Raw genomic sequence first — 19997 nt, forward strand, 5'->3', positions numbered from 1 at the left:
AATAATTTTTCGGGTCTCGTAATATTATTGGAGTGGTTTGATTGTGGTGTAGTGTCTTCATAAGGAGAAAAAATCTAATTTCTAAGCAGATTTTGGAGGGTGGTGACTTTTTAGAGCGAAGTTCTACTTTGGAGCGGGGTTATCCTTCTTTGGAGCGGCCTCTTTGCTCTCCTTAAGAGCGACTTCCTCCCCTTTCAGAGCAGGCCTTTTCCTTTACAAGCAACAGCCAGCTACTTTAGATTCAACGTCATCCTGTTAATATGTAAGGAACTACCCAGAGCAAGGATACTACAGAAGTAAAATAACACTCGCTCTGAATTATCTGGCCCTGTCCCAAGAAACGATCATTTGCCCAAAACAAGCCCCATCACTTTTCAGAAATGCGTAGTTTCTCAAAATTTCGCAGGAAAATTTTTTGTGCCTGTGATTCATTGTCTGGAGCAATGCCTAGCAAAATGACCGTACAGGGGCCTGCTGATTTTGCACCATCAAGGGCGCATTCCACATGTCGCTCCCCAAACAGACGGGCAAATTCTCCTTGCAGCCCCCTTGATCCGACTGGCCATACTTGCTGAACAATTTCTGACTGCCATGCCTTGAAAACAGGCAGCAACTGCGCCACATCTTCAGGCTGTGCCAACACCTCTTCACCCACAAGCGGCAGGCCATAGGTGTACCAGCTAAGCTGATCGTGGTCAAATGCTCGACGCTGCTGCTGAATTTCTCCAAGCATTGTAACAGCTAAGCCTGACTGCAATGTGGGCATATTGGATTCCGTACTCCCCGTAATGGCTGGGCATGTAAGGCCTGCCTCTGTAAACACTTGCTGTATACCTTTTTCATAGCGAGGCCATGCGGCATCTCCAGAAAAATTCGCAAGTAGAACTTGAATAGGTAGTGCCTGTGCAGCAAGCTGTTCTAAAAACGTTACACGGGCTGTCATGTAGGCTGTCAATTGGTCTGGTGCCGACACAACATCTTGCGGTTTTTGTCCAATGGCCGCGGCATTATCCATGGTCGCAATGAATGCCCCTACTTTCATCGCATTTCTCACTGTGCACGACCTTCCTTACGCACAAAAACCTTTGATAGGACGGGCATTACTACCGCAACAATGATTAAATTGATCACCGTTGCCATTAGAATACTACCTAAAGCACCCCAGAAAAATGCTGGACTAATAATAAAATAAAATGGTAGTGGCGCAACAATACCATTTAATACTAAGGCAACTGGCCATTTCCAAAAGTGCATGCCTTTTTTATGCATCACCCCGAAGACCCATACAACAATCAACATTTCTACCGCAATAATAATATGTAAAGGTCCTAGGGGGAATCCAGATGTTAATGCTGTAATAAAATGGCCGATTAATCCAGCAACCCCTGCTAAGATGGGGGATAGAAAGACAACACCTAAAAAGGCAGGAGCCGAATCCAGTGCAGCCGTTGAAATAAACGCTGGTACCTTAATCATTGCTCCTACTGCACAGATGGCCGCTACCATCGCCGTCAAAATCAATTTTCTTAATTTTTGTCGTTCCATTTCATTCCCTCTTTTCTGTTGAATGTCTACTTTACTTCAATGGCTCAGCTATTCCATACCAAATCCGTACAACTTGCTCCGCTTCCTTGAACAAAGCTTGATATAGACGACCACAGGTATCACGTAGCTGTCGGGCTTGTTTTTCCATTGGCACAACCCCACGCCCCATATCCGTCACAATAAGTGCGAGTGTACAATGCTGTTCAAGCTCTTGTAAGGTTGCTAGCACCTTTTGTACGATTTGTTCATCTTCCTCCAAGTTTTGTGTCACAAGCCATTTTTCTAAGTTCTTTAGGACAAGGACATCACAGGCGGGCGCTACCTCAGGTAGTTCACCAGCAATCATCACCATCTGTTGCGGTTCATACAAGCGCCTCACATAGTCGGTTTTGCCGTTATAGGCACCTCCGATAAAGACATGCATCGTGCTCCCTCCTCCCAAGCCTTTCTTGTAAATGTTAAAACAAATTGTTTATCATGTGGCACTTGATAGGACCAAAAGGGCTGTTCTGTTGGCGCAAAGGCAACAAGTAAGGCACGAATAACCCCACCATGAACCACTAAATAATAGCTATCCTCATTTTTCGGTAAATAATGAAATCCATCTACAACACGTTTCATAAAATCATCGAATGCCTCACCTTGTGGAGGGGGTGTACGGATTGGATCATCTATCCATGCCCGATAGTGAGCATCCATTTTTAGCTCCTCATAGTTTTTCCCTTCGAATGCACCAAAGTTCGTCTCTCGAAGGGATGCCTCTGCCTGATAGCTAGCATTGGGAAAATAATGAGCAGCCGTTTGACGACAGCGCTGTAGATCACTGCCATATACCTTTTTAACCAATGCATCCACAACAGCAAGCTTGGCTGTATCTGCTAATGGTGCGTCCGTCCACCCAAGGTAACGCTTTTCAAGATTCTCTTTTGTAGGCGCATGCCGTATTAAGCACACAGTAACAATGTCACCCATAGCACAACCTCCATCCCTTCAATGGAGGCACCCAGTAAATCGCCAGATACTCCACCAAAATTACGCAACGTAAATTGTCGAAAAATAAAAAGTGCAATGGCTAAAACGACGACTAGGACAACAGGAAGAAGTAAGAACTGCGTGCTGATAAAAATAACCGTCATCGCCAATACGAGCGATAACAGCATGAACACTTTTAATCGATTAGCATTCATATGAGACTTAAAAAAATAAGCAAGACCTTTTTCCTTTGAGCAATGAAGTGACATAAAATAAAAGCTCATGCCCACCCTTGTTAGAAATGGAACGAATAGTACCATCCACAAGTCGAATTTCTGCTGCACTAAAAGCTCATGTAGAATAACAAATTTCCCCATTAATAAAAACACCACAGCCAATACTCCGAACGCTCCCACACGGGGGTCATCTAAAATCTCCAATCGTTTTTCTCGATCTCGATAGGAAAAATAGGCATCGCCCATATCAATAAAGCCGTCTAAGTGCAAACCACCTGTCCATAAAGCAAATAGCCCTATCACAGTGAAAGCTAGCATCACTTCACTGCTGGCTGTCCACTGCATAAGACTATAAAGCACAGCTGCCACCGTTGTTCCCATTAAAGCACCTATCCACGGTAAGCAAGCAAACATGCCTGTGATGGTGGACCTTGTTAGCGGAAGCTCTTTATGTACTGGCAATACCGTAAAAAATTGAAATGCCAGTAGGAGGCTATGCCAAAAATTTTTCATCCTCTTGCCTTCCTTCTTGATTATTTCCATCTCTTTACAATGCCATAGTTCATTTCATAGGCCTCCTGTGCCATAGAAACCAACCATTGATGGAACTGTCCGAGCGTTCGTCGGTATAATTCTACTTCCTCACTAGCATAAGGAGGTTCATCAAACAGTTCATTGGATACCACAAAAAAAGTCAAATCCTTCTTCAGTAGTGATTGGATCGTCTGCTTGACGGCCTGTAGCTTCTTAGCTAAACAACCAGGCTGTTGTAAACAGGGTGTCCCCTTGTCATACCCTTCGTAAAAAGCATTGGTCAGCCAAGTTGTCACGCAATCCCACAGCACCACATCTCCATCCTGAAGTGTCTCAAATACTTCAGAAATTGCATAGGGAGCCTCCACCGTCAGCCATTGAATAGGCTGTGCCTGGCGATCTGCCTGATGCCGTAAGATTCTTTTTTCCATTTCATGATCTAAGGCAATACCCGAGGCCAAATAGAGCAAGCGTTTCGCTGTACATGTCTGTGCCTCATAATGCTGAAGCGCTGCTTGCTCGGCAAAATGGGATTTACCACTACGTACACCACCTGTAATAAAAATAAGCGCCATGTAGGACACCTCCTATTGTAAATGATGTAGATTACCAATATCCTTCACAAGCCATTGTTGACCTTGCCGTTCAATCACTGTCACACTTGTCCCATGAATGTATGGGGCTGCCCACAGCTCACTAATGCTGCGCTGTAAAATAGCATTGATAATGCATTTAATCGTTACAGCGTGGGAGACAATGAGGATCGTTTCATTGTGATGTTGGGCTGCTATTTTTTTTAATGTAAACATCGCTCTTTCTGTTACAGCTCCAAAGCTTTCTGTATGACTCGCCACAAACTGCGCAGGGTAGTTCGTATATAGCTCATAATCAAGCTTATGTGTCGCCAGTATATCGTCGATTGTCTGCCCCTGCCATTTCCCTAAATAGATCTCCCGTAAATCATCTTCATAGGCAATAGGCAGCTTGCGATTGGCCATCAAAATAGCCATCGTCTCTCTTGCACGACCACTTGAACTACAATAAGCAGCGGTAAAAGGAATCTGTTGCAGTTGCTTGTGAAGTTTTTCAGCCGCTGCTCTACCGTTTTCCGTTAATGGAGAATCCAGCCACCCCTGTAGTCGATGCTCCTGATTCCAGTGTGTTTCCCCATGTCTTACTAGATAAAAAGTTGTCACTTTTCTCTCCCCTTATTTAGGTTAAACCACGTTTGTAGACAATTATGTAAAGATGTCATGGCTGCAATGTCTTTTATGCCAATACGGAACCACTCACCCTGCATACCTTGAAAGTTTTTTGTGTGACGCAGCACAACACCCTGTGCAAGACAATAGGTGAAAAAGGCGTCCGCTTGCTGTGTTTTCGGTAAGGAGAAGCATACATAATTCGTCACACTATTCGTTACTTGGCAGCCATTGTCCTGTAAGTAACGATGCAGCCATTCCCTTTGCGCAGCGGCATAGGTAATTGCCTGCTGACAATAGTGCTGCTCGTCTAAACAGCTTGCCCCAATTACAAGCGCAAAGGCATTTAAATTCCAATGCGGTAGCATTTCTTTTAAGGCGCCCACAATTGTAGCATGCGCAACCAAATACCCAAGTCGTAAACCTGGGATCGCATACATTTTAGTCATCGAACGAACGACAATTACATGTGGGTTTTGGGCACTAAACTGAATCAGCGAATGCGCCTCATCTACCCAATCCATAAATGCCTCATCGATAACAAGCTCACAGTTAACGATTGCTCCGTGTGCGATTAAGGCGAGTAAATCTTCCTTATTTGGCAGTACGCCAGTCGGATTATTAGGCGTGCAAAGATAAACAGCATCTGCCGTCATCATTTCCTGCTGTAGCTGCTCTAATGGCAATGTGTAATTAATAAAATCCGTCACGACAATAGGAACAATCGTAGCACCTGCAGCACGCAATGTTCGCTCATATTCTGAAAAAGTTGGATGCACAATGATGACACGCTTATTGGCATAGCGTCTTGCTAGTACACTAAAAAGCTCTGAAGCCCCATTGCCTAGTAAAATCGTATTCTTTTCTACCTGATGAAAAGCTGCGACCTTCGTTAAAAAAGGCTCCCCATCTGGATCTGGATAGCGTTGAATTAGTGGATAAAAAGTACGCCAACGTGCCTCCACAAAGGCTGGTGGTCCTGCCGCATTGACATTTTCGCTGAAATCATATACCACCTCAGGCATCGTTAAGCCTAATTGCTGATAAACATTTTGCGGATTTGCTCCGTGATTAGGTAACCGCATAAATTAACACCTCCACTGCTAACATAACAAGCGCAAACAGTACTGTGGCAATACGCATATGAATAATGGACGTTGCAATATGCTCTTTCGTTAATGGCACTAATTTTTCCCCCATAATTGCTCGATGAGAGACAACGCCCTGATACGTATTTTTTCCCCCTAGCTGTACACCAAGCTGCACTGCAGTCGCTGCCTCTAAATAGCCACTATTTGGACTAGGATGCTTCTTAGCGTCCTGTACCCAACGCTTTAAGCGCTTTCCAAGCGAACGATCTGTTTCATTTTTCGTACCAAGCACGATCAGTAAGCCTGTAATGCGACTTGGAATAAAATTCAGGACATCATCAAGCTTGGCTGAAAACATACCAAAGTCTTTATATTTTTCATTTTTATAGCCCACCATCGAATCCAAGGTATTGACAGCCTTATAGCCCCATAAACCAATTGCCCCAAATAGAAAGGCATAAAAGAGTGGAGCTGTCACACCATCACTTGTATTCTCAGAAACCGTTTCTACCACACCACGCACAATTTCATCCTCACCTAGTTTATCGGTATCACGTCCGACAATCCAAGACAGCTTAACACGTGCTTCGGCAAAATCCCCTTTGACAAGCGGCTCATAGACAGCCATCGCCGCCTCCTTCAAGCTCCGCTGTGCCAGTCCGATACCAATCAGCAGACCCTCTACAAGGATGCCAAAAATGATACTCACCTGATAGCTTAGTAATAGAATTAGCGTCACCACAAACATGGTCGTGCCAACAACAGCAAGTGCCATCACTGTCCCACGTAGCTTGCGCCATTTGCCCTTATTCCATAAAGCTGTTTGCGATTGAATCAAGTGTCCAATCCAGCGTACAGGATGAGGAAGCTTCGGAGGGTCCCCTACTACTAAATCAAAAATAAGCCCTATGATGCAGGCAATCACGATAGCAATCATTTAGACCTCTCCTCTTTATCTTTTTTGTATTTCCTAACCGCCTCACACATCGTTTTATAAACACCATAGCCAATGACCTTACCAAGCATAGTGATGGGACCTGCATATTGATGGAAGTCCCCTTCTTCTGTCGAGGCAATAAGCAAGCTATCAGTAGATGTACCTGTAGCTAGCGTGCCTGTCGTAGGATCTGTAACACCCTCATCTACTAAAGCCTTGACCTTGGCTTCCGTAGTTGAAATCATTGCCTGAAAAAGTGCCTCATCAGACAGCTTGCCATTGATCAGCACCCAAGTATTGATAGTGCCTGGATGATACTGCTCCTCTCGATGAAAAGCACGGGTAATATCTACCGCATTGCCAAGTCCTGCGGTAATCATAATGACAAGGTGGATTCCCTCATATGTAAAGTCACGAATAGTCGCAAACTTGGCTTGGACAGCCGTCATCATAGCCACTGTATTGTCATGCGGGAAATGCTGTGCCTGCAAAAACTGCAGCAATTCCTGATGTGGCTGTCGCTCATCATAGGTAATAGGCACCGTTCGATTCATCAGATGCGTATAATGACCAAAGCCTGGGTTATGCATGGCTGAGGATACAACCTTCATGGCTGAAGCTGTTTGAAGGGCAACATAATCGTCAAAAATATGAATGCAATCCTTAGTAAGTATAGGCAATCAATCGCCTCCTCGCGATAAAGTTGTTACGGAACATAAAAAAACAAATTCTTACAAAGAAGAATTTGTACGGTCGATTCTTTATTAAAATTTGAACCTTCTGAACATTTGTACAGAATAACAACTTCATAATACTCAAATTATTTATTTTCTTTGAAATTGTATCATAACTTTGGCGATTGTCACAATTCCATTTTCAAAGTGTTATTGCTGCTTTTGTTTGAGATTCTTAAAGCGGATGACAGAGCCGATGATAATAAAGACCCATCCAATGCCTATGTAGACAATTTTCATTGTTTTTGTCGATGACGGTAAAATATCCATAATCGTTAAACAGACAAAAAGTATTCCAATGACCGAAAAAAGCATACCAATTGTTAAATTCTTCACGAATAACCCTCCCAACTATGTACGCCCTCGATTTTACCGTATTCTCAGCAAAAAGAAAACACTAATCCAAGCAAGAAACACTTGGATTAGTGACGATTGTGTCATTATGCTTTTGCATGGGCAAAAAACTCTTCATATAACGCTTGTAAAATGCGGTTTTCATATTCCTGAAGGACACCAAACACGAGGCTCACTTCAGAAGAACCTTGATTGATCATTTCAATATTTGCGCCAGTTTTTGAAATCGCTGTGGCAGCACGGGCAGCTAATCCTGTGTTATGACGCATCCCTTCGCCCACAATCACGATCATGGAAAAACCGTGACGCATTTCTACATACTCTGCATGTAGCTCTTCTTTCACACGACTAAGAATGCGTGCTTCATTTTCTGGTGTTAGTTGATTCGAACGCATGATGACAGAAATATCGTCTAAACCAGATGGTGTGTGTTCATAAGAAATATTTTCATCTTCTAAAATTTGGAGTAGCTTACGTCCAAAGCCTACCTCACGATTCATCAAATATTTAGAGACATATAAAGTTGAAAAGCCACTGTCTGCCGAAATACCTGTAACTGGACGACCTGTTGCAGGACGGCTTGGTACAATACGTGTACCTGGGGCTGATGGATTATTTGTATTTTTTATGTTAACGGGCACCCCAATCTTGTAGACAGGCATTAACGCTTCATCATGGAACACTGAAAAGCCTGCATATGATAATTCGCGCATTTCGCGATACGTAATTTCTTTAATTTCCACTGGATCGTTGACGACTTTCGGATTCGCGGAGAACACACAATCCACATCCGTAAAGTTTTCATACAGCTCCGCTTCAACGGCTGCTGCTAAAATAGAGCCTGTAATATCAGAGCCACCGCGGTCAAATGTTCGCAATACGCCCGCTTTAGTGTAACCGAAGAACCCTGGGAACACAATAATTTCTTTTGTGTCTTTTAAAGGGGCTAAATTAGCATACGCTTCAGGTAATGCAAAGGTTCTTTCTGGTAAATCATTGACCACTAAACCTTCTTTAGGACTGACATAGCGTGCGGGCATACCAATGGCATTAAAGTAAGCGGCAATAAGCTTGGCGTTATTATCTTCACCTGCTGCTTTAATACTATCGATGAATAATTCCACATTTGTTTTGTCACCTTGTACACGTTCACGTAAATCTTCTGCGATTACGTCACAAATGGCATTATCTAGCCCCAAACCATCAGCAATCGCTCTAAAACGATCCACAACAGTTTGCAATTTTTCCTCTGTATTCTCTTGTAGTAACGCTGCATTTGCTAATTGTATTAATAGGTCAGTTACTTTTATATCGTCACCAGAACGTTTCCCTGGTGCTGAAACGGCAACAATCTTACGCGCCGGATTAGATTTTACAATGTTTGCTACTTTTTGTATTTGTTCTGCACTTGCTACAGATGTTCCACCAAATTTACACACGATCATATCTATCAAATCCTAACTTTTTCAAATTAATTGTATTCCTCCACAAAACAATTGACTGTACACAGTGTACAAATTATCGTTTCCTACGTCAATACAATTTAAAAAATTCACGCAATTTTTCGAGAAATATGGACAATTTTCGTACTGTTTGATTTATTATACGGATTTCACATGAAATAGTTAAGGTTTTTGTGAATTTTTTTTCGTGACGTTCACATAATCGTGAAATTTTCGGTTTTGACTTTCTTCTATATAAATGAAGAAAACGCTTACTCCATTTATGATATGCACAAATATCCACTATGTCTGTGCTATTTTTGTATGTATCAAGGATTCCTTCAGCAGGGATTTCTCTTTTATTTATTTGGTTTATCGCTCGTTATCGAGGATTTATTGCTTAATCGCAGGTATGACCGCGTTTATCTTCACTCGATTTGCCGGTATTCACCCTCGTCCATATAAAAAAACTAGGCTCACGTCGAGTGATGCCTAGTTTTGATTTTGCTATTGGATTAAATGGCTGTCCAGCCGCCATCGATTACGAGCTCTGCGCCTGTCATAAAGCGGGATTCGTCTGATGCTAAGAACACTACGCCATAAGCTACATCTTCAGGTTCACCGAAGTATGGTAATTGCGTGTAAGCTTGATAGTATGGCAATGCACCGCCCTCTTCCATCGTAGGCGCTGTCATTGGTGTTACAATAATGCCTGGATGAACAGAATTCACACGAATTTTATCTTTACCATATTCAATCGCAGCCGATTTAGAAAGCACACGAAGCGCTCCTTTTGCTGCTGTATAAGGGCTTGTACCAGCCATTCCCACGATTCCACCGATCGAAGAAATATTGATAATTGAACCACCGCCAGCTTTTTGCATTTCAGGAATCACATATTTCATGCCAATGATACAACCATTCAGGTTAATATCCATAATTTTATTCCATTCAGCCATTTCCATGTTGGCAATTGTTTTAGGTGATGAAACGCCCGCATTGTTGACGAGGATATCCACTTTGCCATATGCCTTTACAGCCTCGGCAATCACTGCTTTCCACTCATCCTCAGAAGTAACATTATGTTGAAGACCAAGAATGTCCCCACCATTTTCTTTAATTTCTTTTACTAAATTATTCAAGGGCTCGATTTGTACATCTGTTGCAATAACCTTTGCGCCTTCTTGTGCAAATAGTTTTGCCTCAGAAGCGCCCATTCCCATTGCTGCTCCTGTAATAATTGCTACTTTCCCATTTAAACGACCCATCATAAATCTCCCTTTCTTCTATATAAATGAACAATTCGTGAACACGTTAACAACTAGTTGTATTATCGACACGGTGTCGTTAATATAATTATAACGCGCAATTGAAAAAGGGCAAACAACACCAAAGCCCATAATGATGCTTTCACAACACTTGCAATCGGACTGTTGTTTAAATAGAAAATTTAATACAAGGAGCTTCAAAATGTCGAAAAAAATGGACCCTCGCGTCATCAGAACGCGCCAATTATTAAGAGATGCACTAGTGGCATTAATTGATGAACAAGGCTATGAAAAGATTACGGTACAAGATATTACACAACGGGCTACATTAAACCGTGCCACTTTTTATTTACATTACCGTGATAAATTAGACCTTCTCTATCAAAGCTCAGAAGAAGCCTTGCATGAGCTTGTAAGTAGTATTCACCCACCCTTCGAAGAGAAGAAGGATTTTGATTTATTACCAAATTATGACCAGCCACATGAGACATTTATGCATTTATTTGAACAAATAGCGCTGAATAGTAAACTATACAAGGTCTATCTCACAGAAAAAAATATCCCTTATTTCTCCGATGGCCTTAAAGACATTATTATCAATTTTGTCTCGAGCGGCATTCAAATGATGGAGCCTGACGACCAAAAGCTGACCGTGCCGCGCGAAATGGCCGTCCGTTTTTATGCAGCCGCCTTTCTTGAAGTAATCGTCTGGTGGTTAGAAAATGATATGCCCTATACCCCCAAATTTATGGCGACCCAGTTAATGCGTATTACCATTAAAGGCCCTTATATTGACAACCCTTTTGAAAGATAAAGCAGAACACCAAATTTCAATTAACAACAAAAACAAAAGGTAATCACAACGCATATGTGATTACCTTTCTCTATTTGTCTCGAGTTATACGATTTTCATGTTTAATTCTCTAGTAGGGTTATAGAATTGTAACCATTTCTCCGCTTCACTGACCATCCACGTTCCAAATTCATTTAAAAACAATAACAAAACGTTCGTATCGATTATGGGTGTTATTGCATATTCAAGTGCCCTTCTCATGTCGCTTTCCTTGTCAGGGAAATATTCTGAGAACCGTTTATAGGAGGGGTATAAATCCCTTGTATAGGTGTTTTCCTTCGTTATGACAAGTGCAAGCCCTGCTCTTACTATAATTTTCATAATCCACTTACAACAATCTTTAATATCCTCTCTATCCGAATTATCTTGAAGATCATCACAGGCATTTTTTATTTGCCCCTGCAATTGGATAAGGTGGTCATTCGCTAAAGCCTCGTTCGCTTTATATCTTGGTAATCGAGGTATTAAATCCTCTCCAAACACACATATACTATGGGTTTGGAGGATGAAACTAATGATTGAAAAAGATGTCGTATTTAAAATATCTTCTTTGCCGAATACACTTAGCTCAATCCCATCTACACAATGATGGTTTTGAGTTAACGCTTGCTCTACATCTTTTATCCGCTTTACCTGCTGTTTTTTAGGATTTTGCTTCGTGACCGCTATTGTGTCTAAGTCAGCTACTCCTTCAATACCTATACCCTTTGGAATCGATCCCCTTATATAAATGCTATGTAAGTCATCTTGGAGAAGGGTGCGATAGGTATGAACCACATCGTTGATGACAGCAAGAAAAATAGGGTTGATTTTATTCCAATCTGCATGATTAATTATGTATCCATCACTATCCGTCAGACATAAGCTGCCAATTTCTTTTATAGTCGTCATTACATCGCTCCTTTTAGGTGACTGATTTACTTAAAAATAGGATAGCATGTCCTATACAAACACACTATCCTACTTTCATGTTGGAAGTCCTTTGAAACTAACAGCATTTACTTTTCTTTAAATTCAAATTCAATTTTTCCTTCTACCAAACGTAGGGCTGCATTAAATTGTTTGCCATTCTTTGATTTAAAGCCTTTCATCATAGCAGTTTTCCCACTCTTACATAAATCATGGATGTTTTTTTCCGTTAGTTTTTTTCCTAATAGCCTTTGTGGGAACGTTTGCTTACAACCATTTTTATAATTCGAACAACCATAAAAGGTTTTACGCAAGCCTATTTTCCCTTCCTTGCATGCTGGACACATGGCAATATCTTTTACCACGGCTGGTTTAAACTGCTCCGCTTCAATTGTCAGTGCCTCTAACTGTTTAGGCACCTCTGCTATTAATTGATGAATAAACTTGCCTATGCTCTCAATAAAATGCTTGGCAGAGCCTTCCCCATGGCCAATTTTATGTAAGTAAATTTCCCATTTGGCCGTCATAGAAGGACTTGACAATAATGTTCCTTCAATTGCCTGACATAAAAGCTGTCCTTTCGGTGTAATGCTCACGATATTTTTTCGTACTTCAATAAATCCATGCTTCTTAATCGTCTCAATAATGCCACTCCGAGTTGCTTCCGTCCCAATCCCTTCAATCGATTGCAGCACCTCGATTTCCTCTTCATCCTCAACCGATTTACCACAGGTTTTCATCATCGTAATGAGTTGACCTTCTGTATAGGGCTTCGGAGGTGTTGTCGTGCCTTCTACAATAGCAATCTTACTTTGTACCAGCTCATCTTGGAAGACAACAGGTAAAGACTCCTCACGCGCCTGCACCTCTGTCTCATTTGAAAATAATTCTTTCCAGCCTTTGACAAGCTCTGTTTTCCCTACTGTTTTAAACTCTACATTTTTGACATTCGTGATAATCGTTTTTTCATCGTATTCATAATCCTGATGAAACATAGCGAGTGTCGTATTGAGGATTTCAAAATAAATATTTCGTTCATCAGCATTCATGGATTGCAACGCTTTGGCCGTCGGTATTTTTTTCGTTGGAATAATCGCATAGTGCTCTCCAACATTGGCACTGTCGACATAGCGCTTGTTCTTCCCTCTATTGATTGGCTGAAATGCTTTTCCCACGAGCTGCTGATAGTTTCCTAAGGATTCATTTAAATAAGCAAACTCATTATGCGTAATGAGCTGTGAATCGGTACGTGGGTAAGAAACGAGCTTTTTCTCATAAAGTGATTGCGTAAGTTTCAACACATGTGATGGACTGTATTTCCAACGTTTATTGGCAGCCGCTTGTAAAGTTGATAGCGCATGTAGTTTAGGTGGTGCCATCCGCTTCGTTTTGTTCGTGACACTTGTAATGAGACCTGTATCATTCGGTTCAATCCCATGCTGTTGCAATAACTGCACTGCCTCAGCCCGCTCTTTTGTCTTTAGCTTCGCCTTCCCTTTATAAACACCATGTTGAGCTTTAAAAACCCCTTCGATTTCATAAAATTTTTCAGGCTTGAACTGTTCAATTTCCTGCTGTCTTTTATAAATTAAATAGACGGTTGGCGATTGTACTCGTCCGATGGAGATACTGCCCTTGAAGCCCTTTTTCTGCAACAGTAGCGTATAGAGGCGACTACAGTTCATACCTACTAACCAATCGCTAATTTGACGCGTTTTGGCTTCTTGGTACATAAGCAAATCCCGCTCATTACCTTGCATATGATTAAAACCTTTTCGGATTTCCTCTACTTCTAATGAATTGATCCATAATCGTTTAACGGGCTTATTTACTTTTGTCATTTTCAAAAGTGAGTAGAAGATATTTGAACCCTCACGTTCACTATCACAGCAGTTATAAATCATTGTTACTTGGGGATCACTAAAGATTTTTTTGACTGCATTGAATTGTGGATACATTTTAGAGACCACTTTATCTTCAAATTTTTGCGGAATGATCGGTAGTGAAGCAAGCGACCACTTCTCCCATTCCTTTTGATATTCTTTCGGCTCCTTTAATTCAACAAGATGACCAACTGCCCAGGTAATAACTGCACCATGAGGAAAAGTAGCACAAGGTTCCAGTTCAATAAAGGTTTTCTCTTTTTGCTTCACTTTAAAGGCGTCTGCATATGCTCTTGCTTGAGATGGTTTCTCTGCTAATATAGCAATTTTCCCCATTAATCATCACATCTTCTTTACAATATTTTAGTAGCTTTTCTATAAAAACATAAAACTCAACTAATCAGATTAGTTGAGTTGATGGTGAAATACCTTACTACTATTTTACTTTAAACCATATAAAATAGCACTTACTAAAATCTATGTACAAGGAACTCCCTTTACATATATTAAATCTCTAGTCGCAAGCCAATCGATTTTGTATTCTATTTTCCCTTTAGATTCCTTTGTTGAGATTTGTCTACTTATTGCTACAGTAAATATAAGATGTTGCTTTAAAATAAAGTTTGAACAAAAATACCTCCCCACCCCTTATTTTACAAACTAATCATACCTTCATGAATATAGCTAATATTCCGAGCCATTTCACTAGTAATCTCCAAATCAGTTGCAATGACCCAATCAATTTGCCTTCGCTCGTAATAAACTCGTTCAATCTCAAACTTTTCAATAACTCGTTGTTATAGTAACAATCGTTGTCTTTACAACTGGCTCATTTGTTTTAGAGTCTGGAGGATGTTTTAGACCTAATTCATCAGCAATGACAATTGTTTCTTCCAACGGCAATAAAGGAGATTGTTCTGGATTACCAACAATAAAAACAGAATATTCAAAATAAATAAAAGATAAATTTTATTATTTCAATGCAAGATTTTTTCATACAAGGATATTCAACACCCTAAAAAATAGTGATAGTTTCGAACTCTAATTAATCTAAAAGGAACTTTCTTGTTTTCAGGAAAGCGACCGATTGTGGAAGATCATTATTGACTAAAGCCCCTATTAGTTCAAGAATCAATATTAGGAAATTTATTTACTTCAAACAAGAAAAAGCCAGTAAAATCGGAATTCCTTGTCTTCTAATAAATTCTTCTTCCCTACTAAAATGTTCACGCTTTGGTGTACCTTCACGTAAATCTAGAACTGAAAAACCAGCTTGTTAAATGCTATTAAAATAATATTCGATTGTACGATGATAATTCACCACTATTTGGCCAATCCAAGCTCTTTTCTTTCCCACTCACAGAAATAGTCATCGATGATCCAATTATCACGTTTATCCCCTGATTGCTTATTAGCAAATGAACCACGGCTGGCATAGAGTCGTTGTACTCCTGATTGTCTTCCTGATTGATGGCCGCCGACACTCAGCTGTTTGCAAAAAAACAAAGAACCGAACCTTTTTTTGATAAAGAGACAATATAGTGTGTAAGCTTACTTAGGAGGATCCTCTGAATGCAAAATGAATATATGTACCAATTACTCCAAAAAATGAAGGAAGGTGATCAACAGGCGTTTCGTACGATGTATGATGCCACCTATCAGGACGTCTACCGGACAGTCTCCTTTCTGGTGGATCATCAGCAGGATCGGGAAGATGTCATGAATGAGATATATATGCAAATGTGGACCTCACTTGCTAACTATGATACGAACAGACCTTTCCACTTCTGGCTAAACGGCTTGGTAATCCGTCAAGTGCAGAGATTTCGGGTCAAGAGCTGGCGGAGATTCCGAATTTTTGAACGCATCCGTGCCTTTTCTCAGGAAGAGCCTCATTGGGATCAACCTTCTGTGTTGATGGATGGGACGAAGCAAATGATAACACAGGCAATCCAAAAACTGACCGATAAACAACGATCGGTGATTGTCCTCCGCTTTTTTCACGACTATAAACTTGAGGAAATAGCGACATTGCTCGAAATTCCTCTGGGTACAGTCAAGTCCAGGTATCATGCTGGTCTTCAGGTGCTTCGAAAAAACTTAAGTAATCTCCCCCCAGAAAGGATGGAAGAAATCAATGCCAATTGAACGTAAAATCCGTGAATATCTGCACAAAGAGGCAGAAACTATGGAATGCCCTCCAGCCATTTCCAAACGAATAGAACAATCCTATTCTCAATATTTCCAACGAAAAAGGAGCGAAATAAATATGAAAAAACGATTAATGAGTGGATTAGTTGCTACTGCGATTTTGATTCCAACCGCAGCATTTGCGGCCCCTAACCTGATTGAAATGCTTACTAGAACACCAATGACTGTTGAACAAGTCAAGGTGGATGAGGATGGCAAAGCAACACTAGAGAAGCTGTATAACGCATTTCCCGAAACAAAATCATTTGAGATTATCAATGCAAGCAAGGTTCAAGGTGTCCAAACAAGCATCATACTGCAGGAAAAAGGAGGAATTGGCAAAAAGATTTCCCTTCATACAAATGGTATTACAGGTGCGATTGAACACGTGAATCAGGAGAATTGGGAGCCAAAGGAGAAACCACTCACTGCCTTAACCGATCAGGAAATCAGGTCGAAGGTAGATGATCTAATTGATAAAATGTTTGGCAACATCGAAGAGTACGAGTTTGCTATGGAGCAAATGGAGAACCCGGATCAAAAAACGTTTATGTTGAATTACACCAAAAAGGGATCAAAAACACCTTTCTACCAGGTATTTGTTCAAGACAATACAATCAGTGTTTCTCTAATCGGAGGTGAGACTACACCTTTAAACAATAAAGTAGAAGGTTTTTTCTCTACAAATGGTAAGCCTGATTATACTGCTGATTCCTTTTTAAACGATGAAAAACTGTTTTCTTTACTAAAAATTAGCCCAACAGAATTAAAAAAAGAATTAGCAAAAGGTAAATCTGTTGTCGAGATTGCAGCATCTAAAAATGTCTCTAAACAACAAGTGATTGATGTGATTGCAAATACACAGGCTGAAGGACAAATTCAAGGTGAAAATAATGATGATGTTCCTAAAAGCAATCGTTCAAGTGAACAAATGTTAAAAGCTGTTGAACCGAAAGTAGTACAAGTTATTGAACATAAAACTGAAACACCATGGTAGAAATAACAAATCCTAGGCGGATGGGGTTGCAGAATATCGCTTGAGTACATCTAATTCAATGGTTGCTTCTTAAATATGAATTTGAATGGTGGCATGAGGTGCTTTTAATCAAACTTTATGACAAACCTGTACTTAAACAAATTGGCCAATAGTACAACTAGGGTTTAAAAAATAATCAAACTTTTTTATATAAAATTTAATCTGCTACATTAAATAAGAGCATGTTTTGATCAATCTTTTTTCAAAACATGCTCTTTAGATCTACTCTCATATCAAAGTTGATATCCATTCATTTAATCAAACTTTATGACAAACCTACAATTGTATTTTATTCAATTAAATGGCCCTTTAATGAAAACGAGCGCTGATCTTTGCTACAGAATCGCACTCAATTGTTGAATAACTTAGGGAAAAATTATTTCTCTTCCTTGTCGGTCCATAAAACTTTGTATATAAATGCTAGCTCAGCTTCTTCAATACCCTGTGGCAGTTCCCCAGTTGTGCCACTGCCAGAACGCAGTTCGTTTTTAGTAGTACCTAGCCATGCTGTTAAATAAATAGGTTTATTTTTTTCTAAAGTCATTTTTCTATCGATTAGCAAACCAAAAGATGATGTAGTCATGTTATTTGAATAAAACGTTGTAGCAAGCCCAGAAGGTATTCCATTTAAAAGTTTTAAAGAATGATCTTCGTCTCTATTGTCAATAATTCCAAAAGAAATAAGGCTGTCATTATATTTTGTTTCGAGTTCACCCCAAGTCTTTAGTAACTCCTCTTTAAACTTACCGTTTTCAAAAACTTCCACCGAAAATTGTAAATCATCATCTTCTTTCAAAGTGCCATTCAACTTGAAAAATTTAATTTGCTCTACACCTGTTTTACTAATTAATAAGGTTTCCTTTTCACTCATGTTGTAGGACTCAATAGTTAATTTCGAATTTGATGGAGATTTTTCTGTTTCTACTCCTACACATCCTGTTAACAACAATGTAATAACTATAAACAAGTAGTAGCTTTTAAAATAACGCATATTAGCTCCCCCAATTGATGAATGTTTCATTAAATTATTTCTAATTTTATCCATTTTTGCAATACTCATTACTCCAATAATAGCCCTTTAATGAAAATGAGCGTTGATCCTTATTACGGAAAAGCGCCCTATTGTGAAGTAAGCTTCTTCAACTTAATATAAGATTTGAAATCATACACATAGATTTTTTATTAACACTTCTATAATACACTGACAATTTAAATGTTACATAAATTTTATTATTACTGTCATTATTCCTACACTGACCATGTCCTATGTTTTAACTATCAAGTTCAATCATGAGAGTATCTGTAAAATCCTTTGGTTGGATAGAAGAAAAAGCTATTCTTTGTGTAGTCAGTTGTCCCAGTTCATCTGGCTTTTCAATTTTTCTAAAACCTGTATTTGCTTGTATTGGAAGTTTACTTTGGTTGTATACTGAAAAATATTTTCAGTAGTAGCAAAAACCAAAATATGCAAAGGCATATCATTTAAATTATGATAACCATATACATAATTTGTCCATCCAAAAACAAGGCTATTTTTATTAACAACTATTTGTTCTTTAAATGAAATATCATAAGTCAATTCTCCTTCTAAAATTAGAGCATGATCTTCTCCATAAGGATGGAAATAGAACTCTATGATTCTTCAAAAACTTTCACAAATTTTTTTGAATTTAATATCTGATTTTATTAAAATTTTAAATCCATACCCTATCACCTCATTATTATTCAATTAATCACCCTAATTATTAACATAAATACCATTTTTAAGAAAAAGGGTTGTTCAATAAAATTGCCCTTACTTGAAAAAAGACACATTCCTTATTAAAGAAATGCGCTCAATTGTAGAAGATTGTGATTCAACTTTAAGCCCTCGTTACTTCAATATGACAAATTACTAAATGTCAGTTGATAGTTTTGAGCATATTTATTCCCGTTATATCAAATCCGAGTTCCTCATATAGTTTTCTAGCCCCTTTATTACTTCCAAAAACATGAAGTTTAAAGTAATAAATCCCTTTCCGTTCTAACCACTCCTCAACATTTTTCATCACTCTAGTCCCGAAACCTTTACCTCTGTATTCTTCAAAAATAAAAATTTCATAAAGAAATGCGCTTTTCTTTTCCTGTTCAACCTTTATCCAAACAAATCCAATTAACGAATCACCTTCATATATATTATATAAATGATGATTAGAGGTTTCTATTCCTTGAGGAAGTAGATTGTATAACTGTTTACGTGCTTTTGAAAGAGGATCTTCGCTACTTACCTCATGTACATTTTCTGATTGAACTTTGCTATATCTCTCTACCTTATCTTCGAAATAAATTGTAAATTCGTTTTCTGACATTTTCTTTAATACAATATCCATTTTAATCTCCTATTTTAAATGACTTGTAAAAAAATTGATGAACTTAACTGTTCAGTAAAATTAAACGAACATTCTACAAATATATCTATATGTTAACACTCATACTAATTTATTTGTGGTGTATTACTCAACAATCTGCCCCGATTGTTGAATATCTAATTGTTGATTTACTCCATCAATTTTCATCATTAATTTCGATTTAATCCGCCCTCGCTTGTTCTAAATAACTTTGCTCTTTTGCCTTTATCCAAACTGAAACATTTTATCCCACTTTTAAAAATGTAACAACATCTGTTGAAAACCAAATCACACCTGGTTTCCCATCTGGTGATTTTTTCGTTGTGCTTTCCACAAAAGATCTTCCATTTTCGATTTCAACAATTTCTCCTGTAATTGTAGGTAGAACATCATTATCAAATCCGACATTTTCAGTAGAGAAACG

At 39.3% G+C, this 19997-nt stretch carries 21 protein-coding genes; 3 read left to right on the forward strand and 18 right to left on the reverse strand.

What is annotated here, in order from left to right:
- Positions 1–367: 367 nt before the first annotated feature.
- From QH639_RS12635 to QH639_RS12695, 13 genes are all read right to left on the reverse strand, one after another.
- The gene (locus QH639_RS12635) at positions 368–1054 is read right to left on the reverse strand and encodes a hypothetical protein (RefSeq protein ID WP_281116149.1); all 687 of its coding nucleotides are present in this window, start codon (positions 1052–1054) and stop codon (positions 368–370) included.
- Positions 1051–1545, reverse strand: a complete 495-nt coding sequence (locus QH639_RS12640; RefSeq protein WP_048390640.1) for an ECF transporter S component — start codon at positions 1543–1545, stop codon at positions 1051–1053. The genes QH639_RS12635 and QH639_RS12640 overlap by 4 nt, the downstream gene beginning before the upstream one ends.
- Before the next feature lie 31 nt (positions 1546–1576).
- On the reverse strand, positions 1577–1969 hold the full coding sequence (locus QH639_RS12645; protein ID WP_131519927.1) for a bifunctional adenosylcobinamide kinase/adenosylcobinamide-phosphate guanylyltransferase: 393 nt from the start codon (positions 1967–1969) through the stop codon (positions 1577–1579).
- The gene (locus QH639_RS12650) at positions 1921–2517 is read right to left on the reverse strand and encodes a histidine phosphatase family protein (protein ID WP_259418966.1); all 597 of its coding nucleotides are present in this window, start codon (positions 2515–2517) and stop codon (positions 1921–1923) included. The genes QH639_RS12645 and QH639_RS12650 overlap by 49 nt, the downstream gene beginning before the upstream one ends.
- Positions 2490–3266: an adenosylcobinamide-GDP ribazoletransferase gene (gene cobS / locus QH639_RS12655; protein WP_281116150.1), complete on the reverse strand. Its 777-nt coding sequence runs from the start codon at positions 3264–3266 to the stop codon at positions 2490–2492. The genes QH639_RS12650 and cobS overlap by 28 nt, the downstream gene beginning before the upstream one ends.
- A gap of 20 nt (positions 3267–3286) precedes the next feature.
- Positions 3287–3862 carry a bifunctional adenosylcobinamide kinase/adenosylcobinamide-phosphate guanylyltransferase gene (locus tag QH639_RS12660; protein WP_281116151.1) on the reverse strand — a complete coding sequence of 192 codons (576 nt, stop codon included), beginning with the start codon at positions 3860–3862 and terminating at the stop codon, positions 3287–3289.
- A 12-nt stretch (positions 3863–3874) separates the two neighbouring features.
- Positions 3875–4483, reverse strand: coding sequence for a histidine phosphatase family protein (locus tag QH639_RS12665; RefSeq protein WP_281116152.1), 609 nt, complete (start codon positions 4481–4483; stop codon positions 3875–3877).
- On the reverse strand, positions 4480–5574 hold the full coding sequence (locus tag QH639_RS12670) for a pyridoxal phosphate-dependent aminotransferase (protein WP_281116153.1): 1095 nt from the start codon (positions 5572–5574) through the stop codon (positions 4480–4482). The genes QH639_RS12665 and QH639_RS12670 overlap by 4 nt, the downstream gene beginning before the upstream one ends.
- On the reverse strand, positions 5561–6517 hold the full coding sequence (gene cbiB / locus QH639_RS12675) for an adenosylcobinamide-phosphate synthase CbiB (RefSeq protein WP_103117929.1): 957 nt from the start codon (positions 6515–6517) through the stop codon (positions 5561–5563). The genes QH639_RS12670 and cbiB overlap by 14 nt, the downstream gene beginning before the upstream one ends.
- The gene (locus QH639_RS12680) at positions 6514–7197 is read right to left on the reverse strand and encodes an adenosylcobinamide amidohydrolase (RefSeq protein WP_281116154.1); all 684 of its coding nucleotides are present in this window, start codon (positions 7195–7197) and stop codon (positions 6514–6516) included. The genes cbiB and QH639_RS12680 overlap by 4 nt, the downstream gene beginning before the upstream one ends.
- A gap of 204 nt (positions 7198–7401) precedes the next feature.
- Positions 7402–7587 carry a hypothetical protein gene (locus tag QH639_RS12685; RefSeq protein ID WP_131519919.1) on the reverse strand — a complete coding sequence of 62 codons (186 nt, stop codon included), beginning with the start codon at positions 7585–7587 and terminating at the stop codon, positions 7402–7404.
- A gap of 104 nt (positions 7588–7691) precedes the next feature.
- A complete protein-coding gene (locus QH639_RS12690; RefSeq protein WP_048390622.1) occupies positions 7692–9050 on the reverse strand; it encodes an aspartate kinase in 1359 nt (452 codons plus the stop codon).
- A 512-nt stretch (positions 9051–9562) separates the two neighbouring features.
- Positions 9563–10315, reverse strand: coding sequence for a glucose 1-dehydrogenase (locus QH639_RS12695; RefSeq protein WP_237900502.1), 753 nt, complete (start codon positions 10313–10315; stop codon positions 9563–9565).
- A 202-nt stretch (positions 10316–10517) separates the two neighbouring features.
- Here QH639_RS12695 and QH639_RS12700 point away from each other — a divergent pair, with 202 nt between their 5' ends.
- Positions 10518–11129 carry a TetR/AcrR family transcriptional regulator gene (locus tag QH639_RS12700; RefSeq protein ID WP_009371039.1) on the forward strand — a complete coding sequence of 204 codons (612 nt, stop codon included), beginning with the start codon at positions 10518–10520 and terminating at the stop codon, positions 11127–11129.
- An 84-nt stretch (positions 11130–11213) separates the two neighbouring features.
- Here QH639_RS12700 and QH639_RS12705 read toward each other — a convergent pair whose 3' ends face one another.
- Positions 11214–12059 carry a nucleotidyltransferase gene (locus QH639_RS12705; RefSeq protein WP_259418971.1) on the reverse strand — a complete coding sequence of 282 codons (846 nt, stop codon included), beginning with the start codon at positions 12057–12059 and terminating at the stop codon, positions 11214–11216.
- 107 nt (positions 12060–12166) lie between these two features.
- Positions 12167–14296 carry a type IA DNA topoisomerase gene (locus QH639_RS12710; protein WP_237900496.1) on the reverse strand — a complete coding sequence of 710 codons (2130 nt, stop codon included), beginning with the start codon at positions 14294–14296 and terminating at the stop codon, positions 12167–12169.
- A 1236-nt stretch (positions 14297–15532) separates the two neighbouring features.
- Here QH639_RS12710 and QH639_RS12715 point away from each other — a divergent pair.
- Positions 15533–16108 (forward strand): sigma-70 family RNA polymerase sigma factor, encoded by a 576-nt coding sequence (locus tag QH639_RS12715; RefSeq protein WP_103117924.1) that lies wholly within the window; start codon positions 15533–15535, stop codon positions 16106–16108.
- Entirely contained in the window at positions 16098–17147 is a 1050-nt protein-coding gene (locus tag QH639_RS12720; protein WP_237900492.1) for a hypothetical protein, read from the forward strand. Before QH639_RS12715 ends, QH639_RS12720 begins: the two co-directional genes overlap by 11 nt.
- Positions 17148–17562: 415 nt before the next feature.
- Here QH639_RS12720 and QH639_RS12725 read toward each other — a convergent pair whose 3' ends face one another.
- The 3 genes from QH639_RS12725 to QH639_RS12735 form a co-directional block, all read right to left on the reverse strand.
- Positions 17563–18246, reverse strand: coding sequence for a hypothetical protein (locus QH639_RS12725; protein WP_281116155.1), 684 nt, complete (start codon positions 18244–18246; stop codon positions 17563–17565).
- A 288-nt stretch (positions 18247–18534) separates the two neighbouring features.
- Complete coding sequence (locus tag QH639_RS12730; protein ID WP_281116156.1) at positions 18535–18765, reverse strand: hypothetical protein; 231 nt, start codon at positions 18763–18765, stop codon at positions 18535–18537.
- Positions 18766–19087: 322 nt separating this feature from the next.
- Positions 19088–19555 carry a GNAT family N-acetyltransferase gene (locus QH639_RS12735; RefSeq protein WP_281116157.1) on the reverse strand — a complete coding sequence of 156 codons (468 nt, stop codon included), beginning with the start codon at positions 19553–19555 and terminating at the stop codon, positions 19088–19090.
- Between the last annotated feature and the right edge of the window lie 442 nt (positions 19556–19997).

The organism is Lysinibacillus sp. 1 U-2021, assembly GCF_029916965.1.
GTDB classification, from domain to species: Bacteria; Bacillota; Bacilli; order Bacillales_A; family Planococcaceae; genus Lysinibacillus; species Lysinibacillus capsici.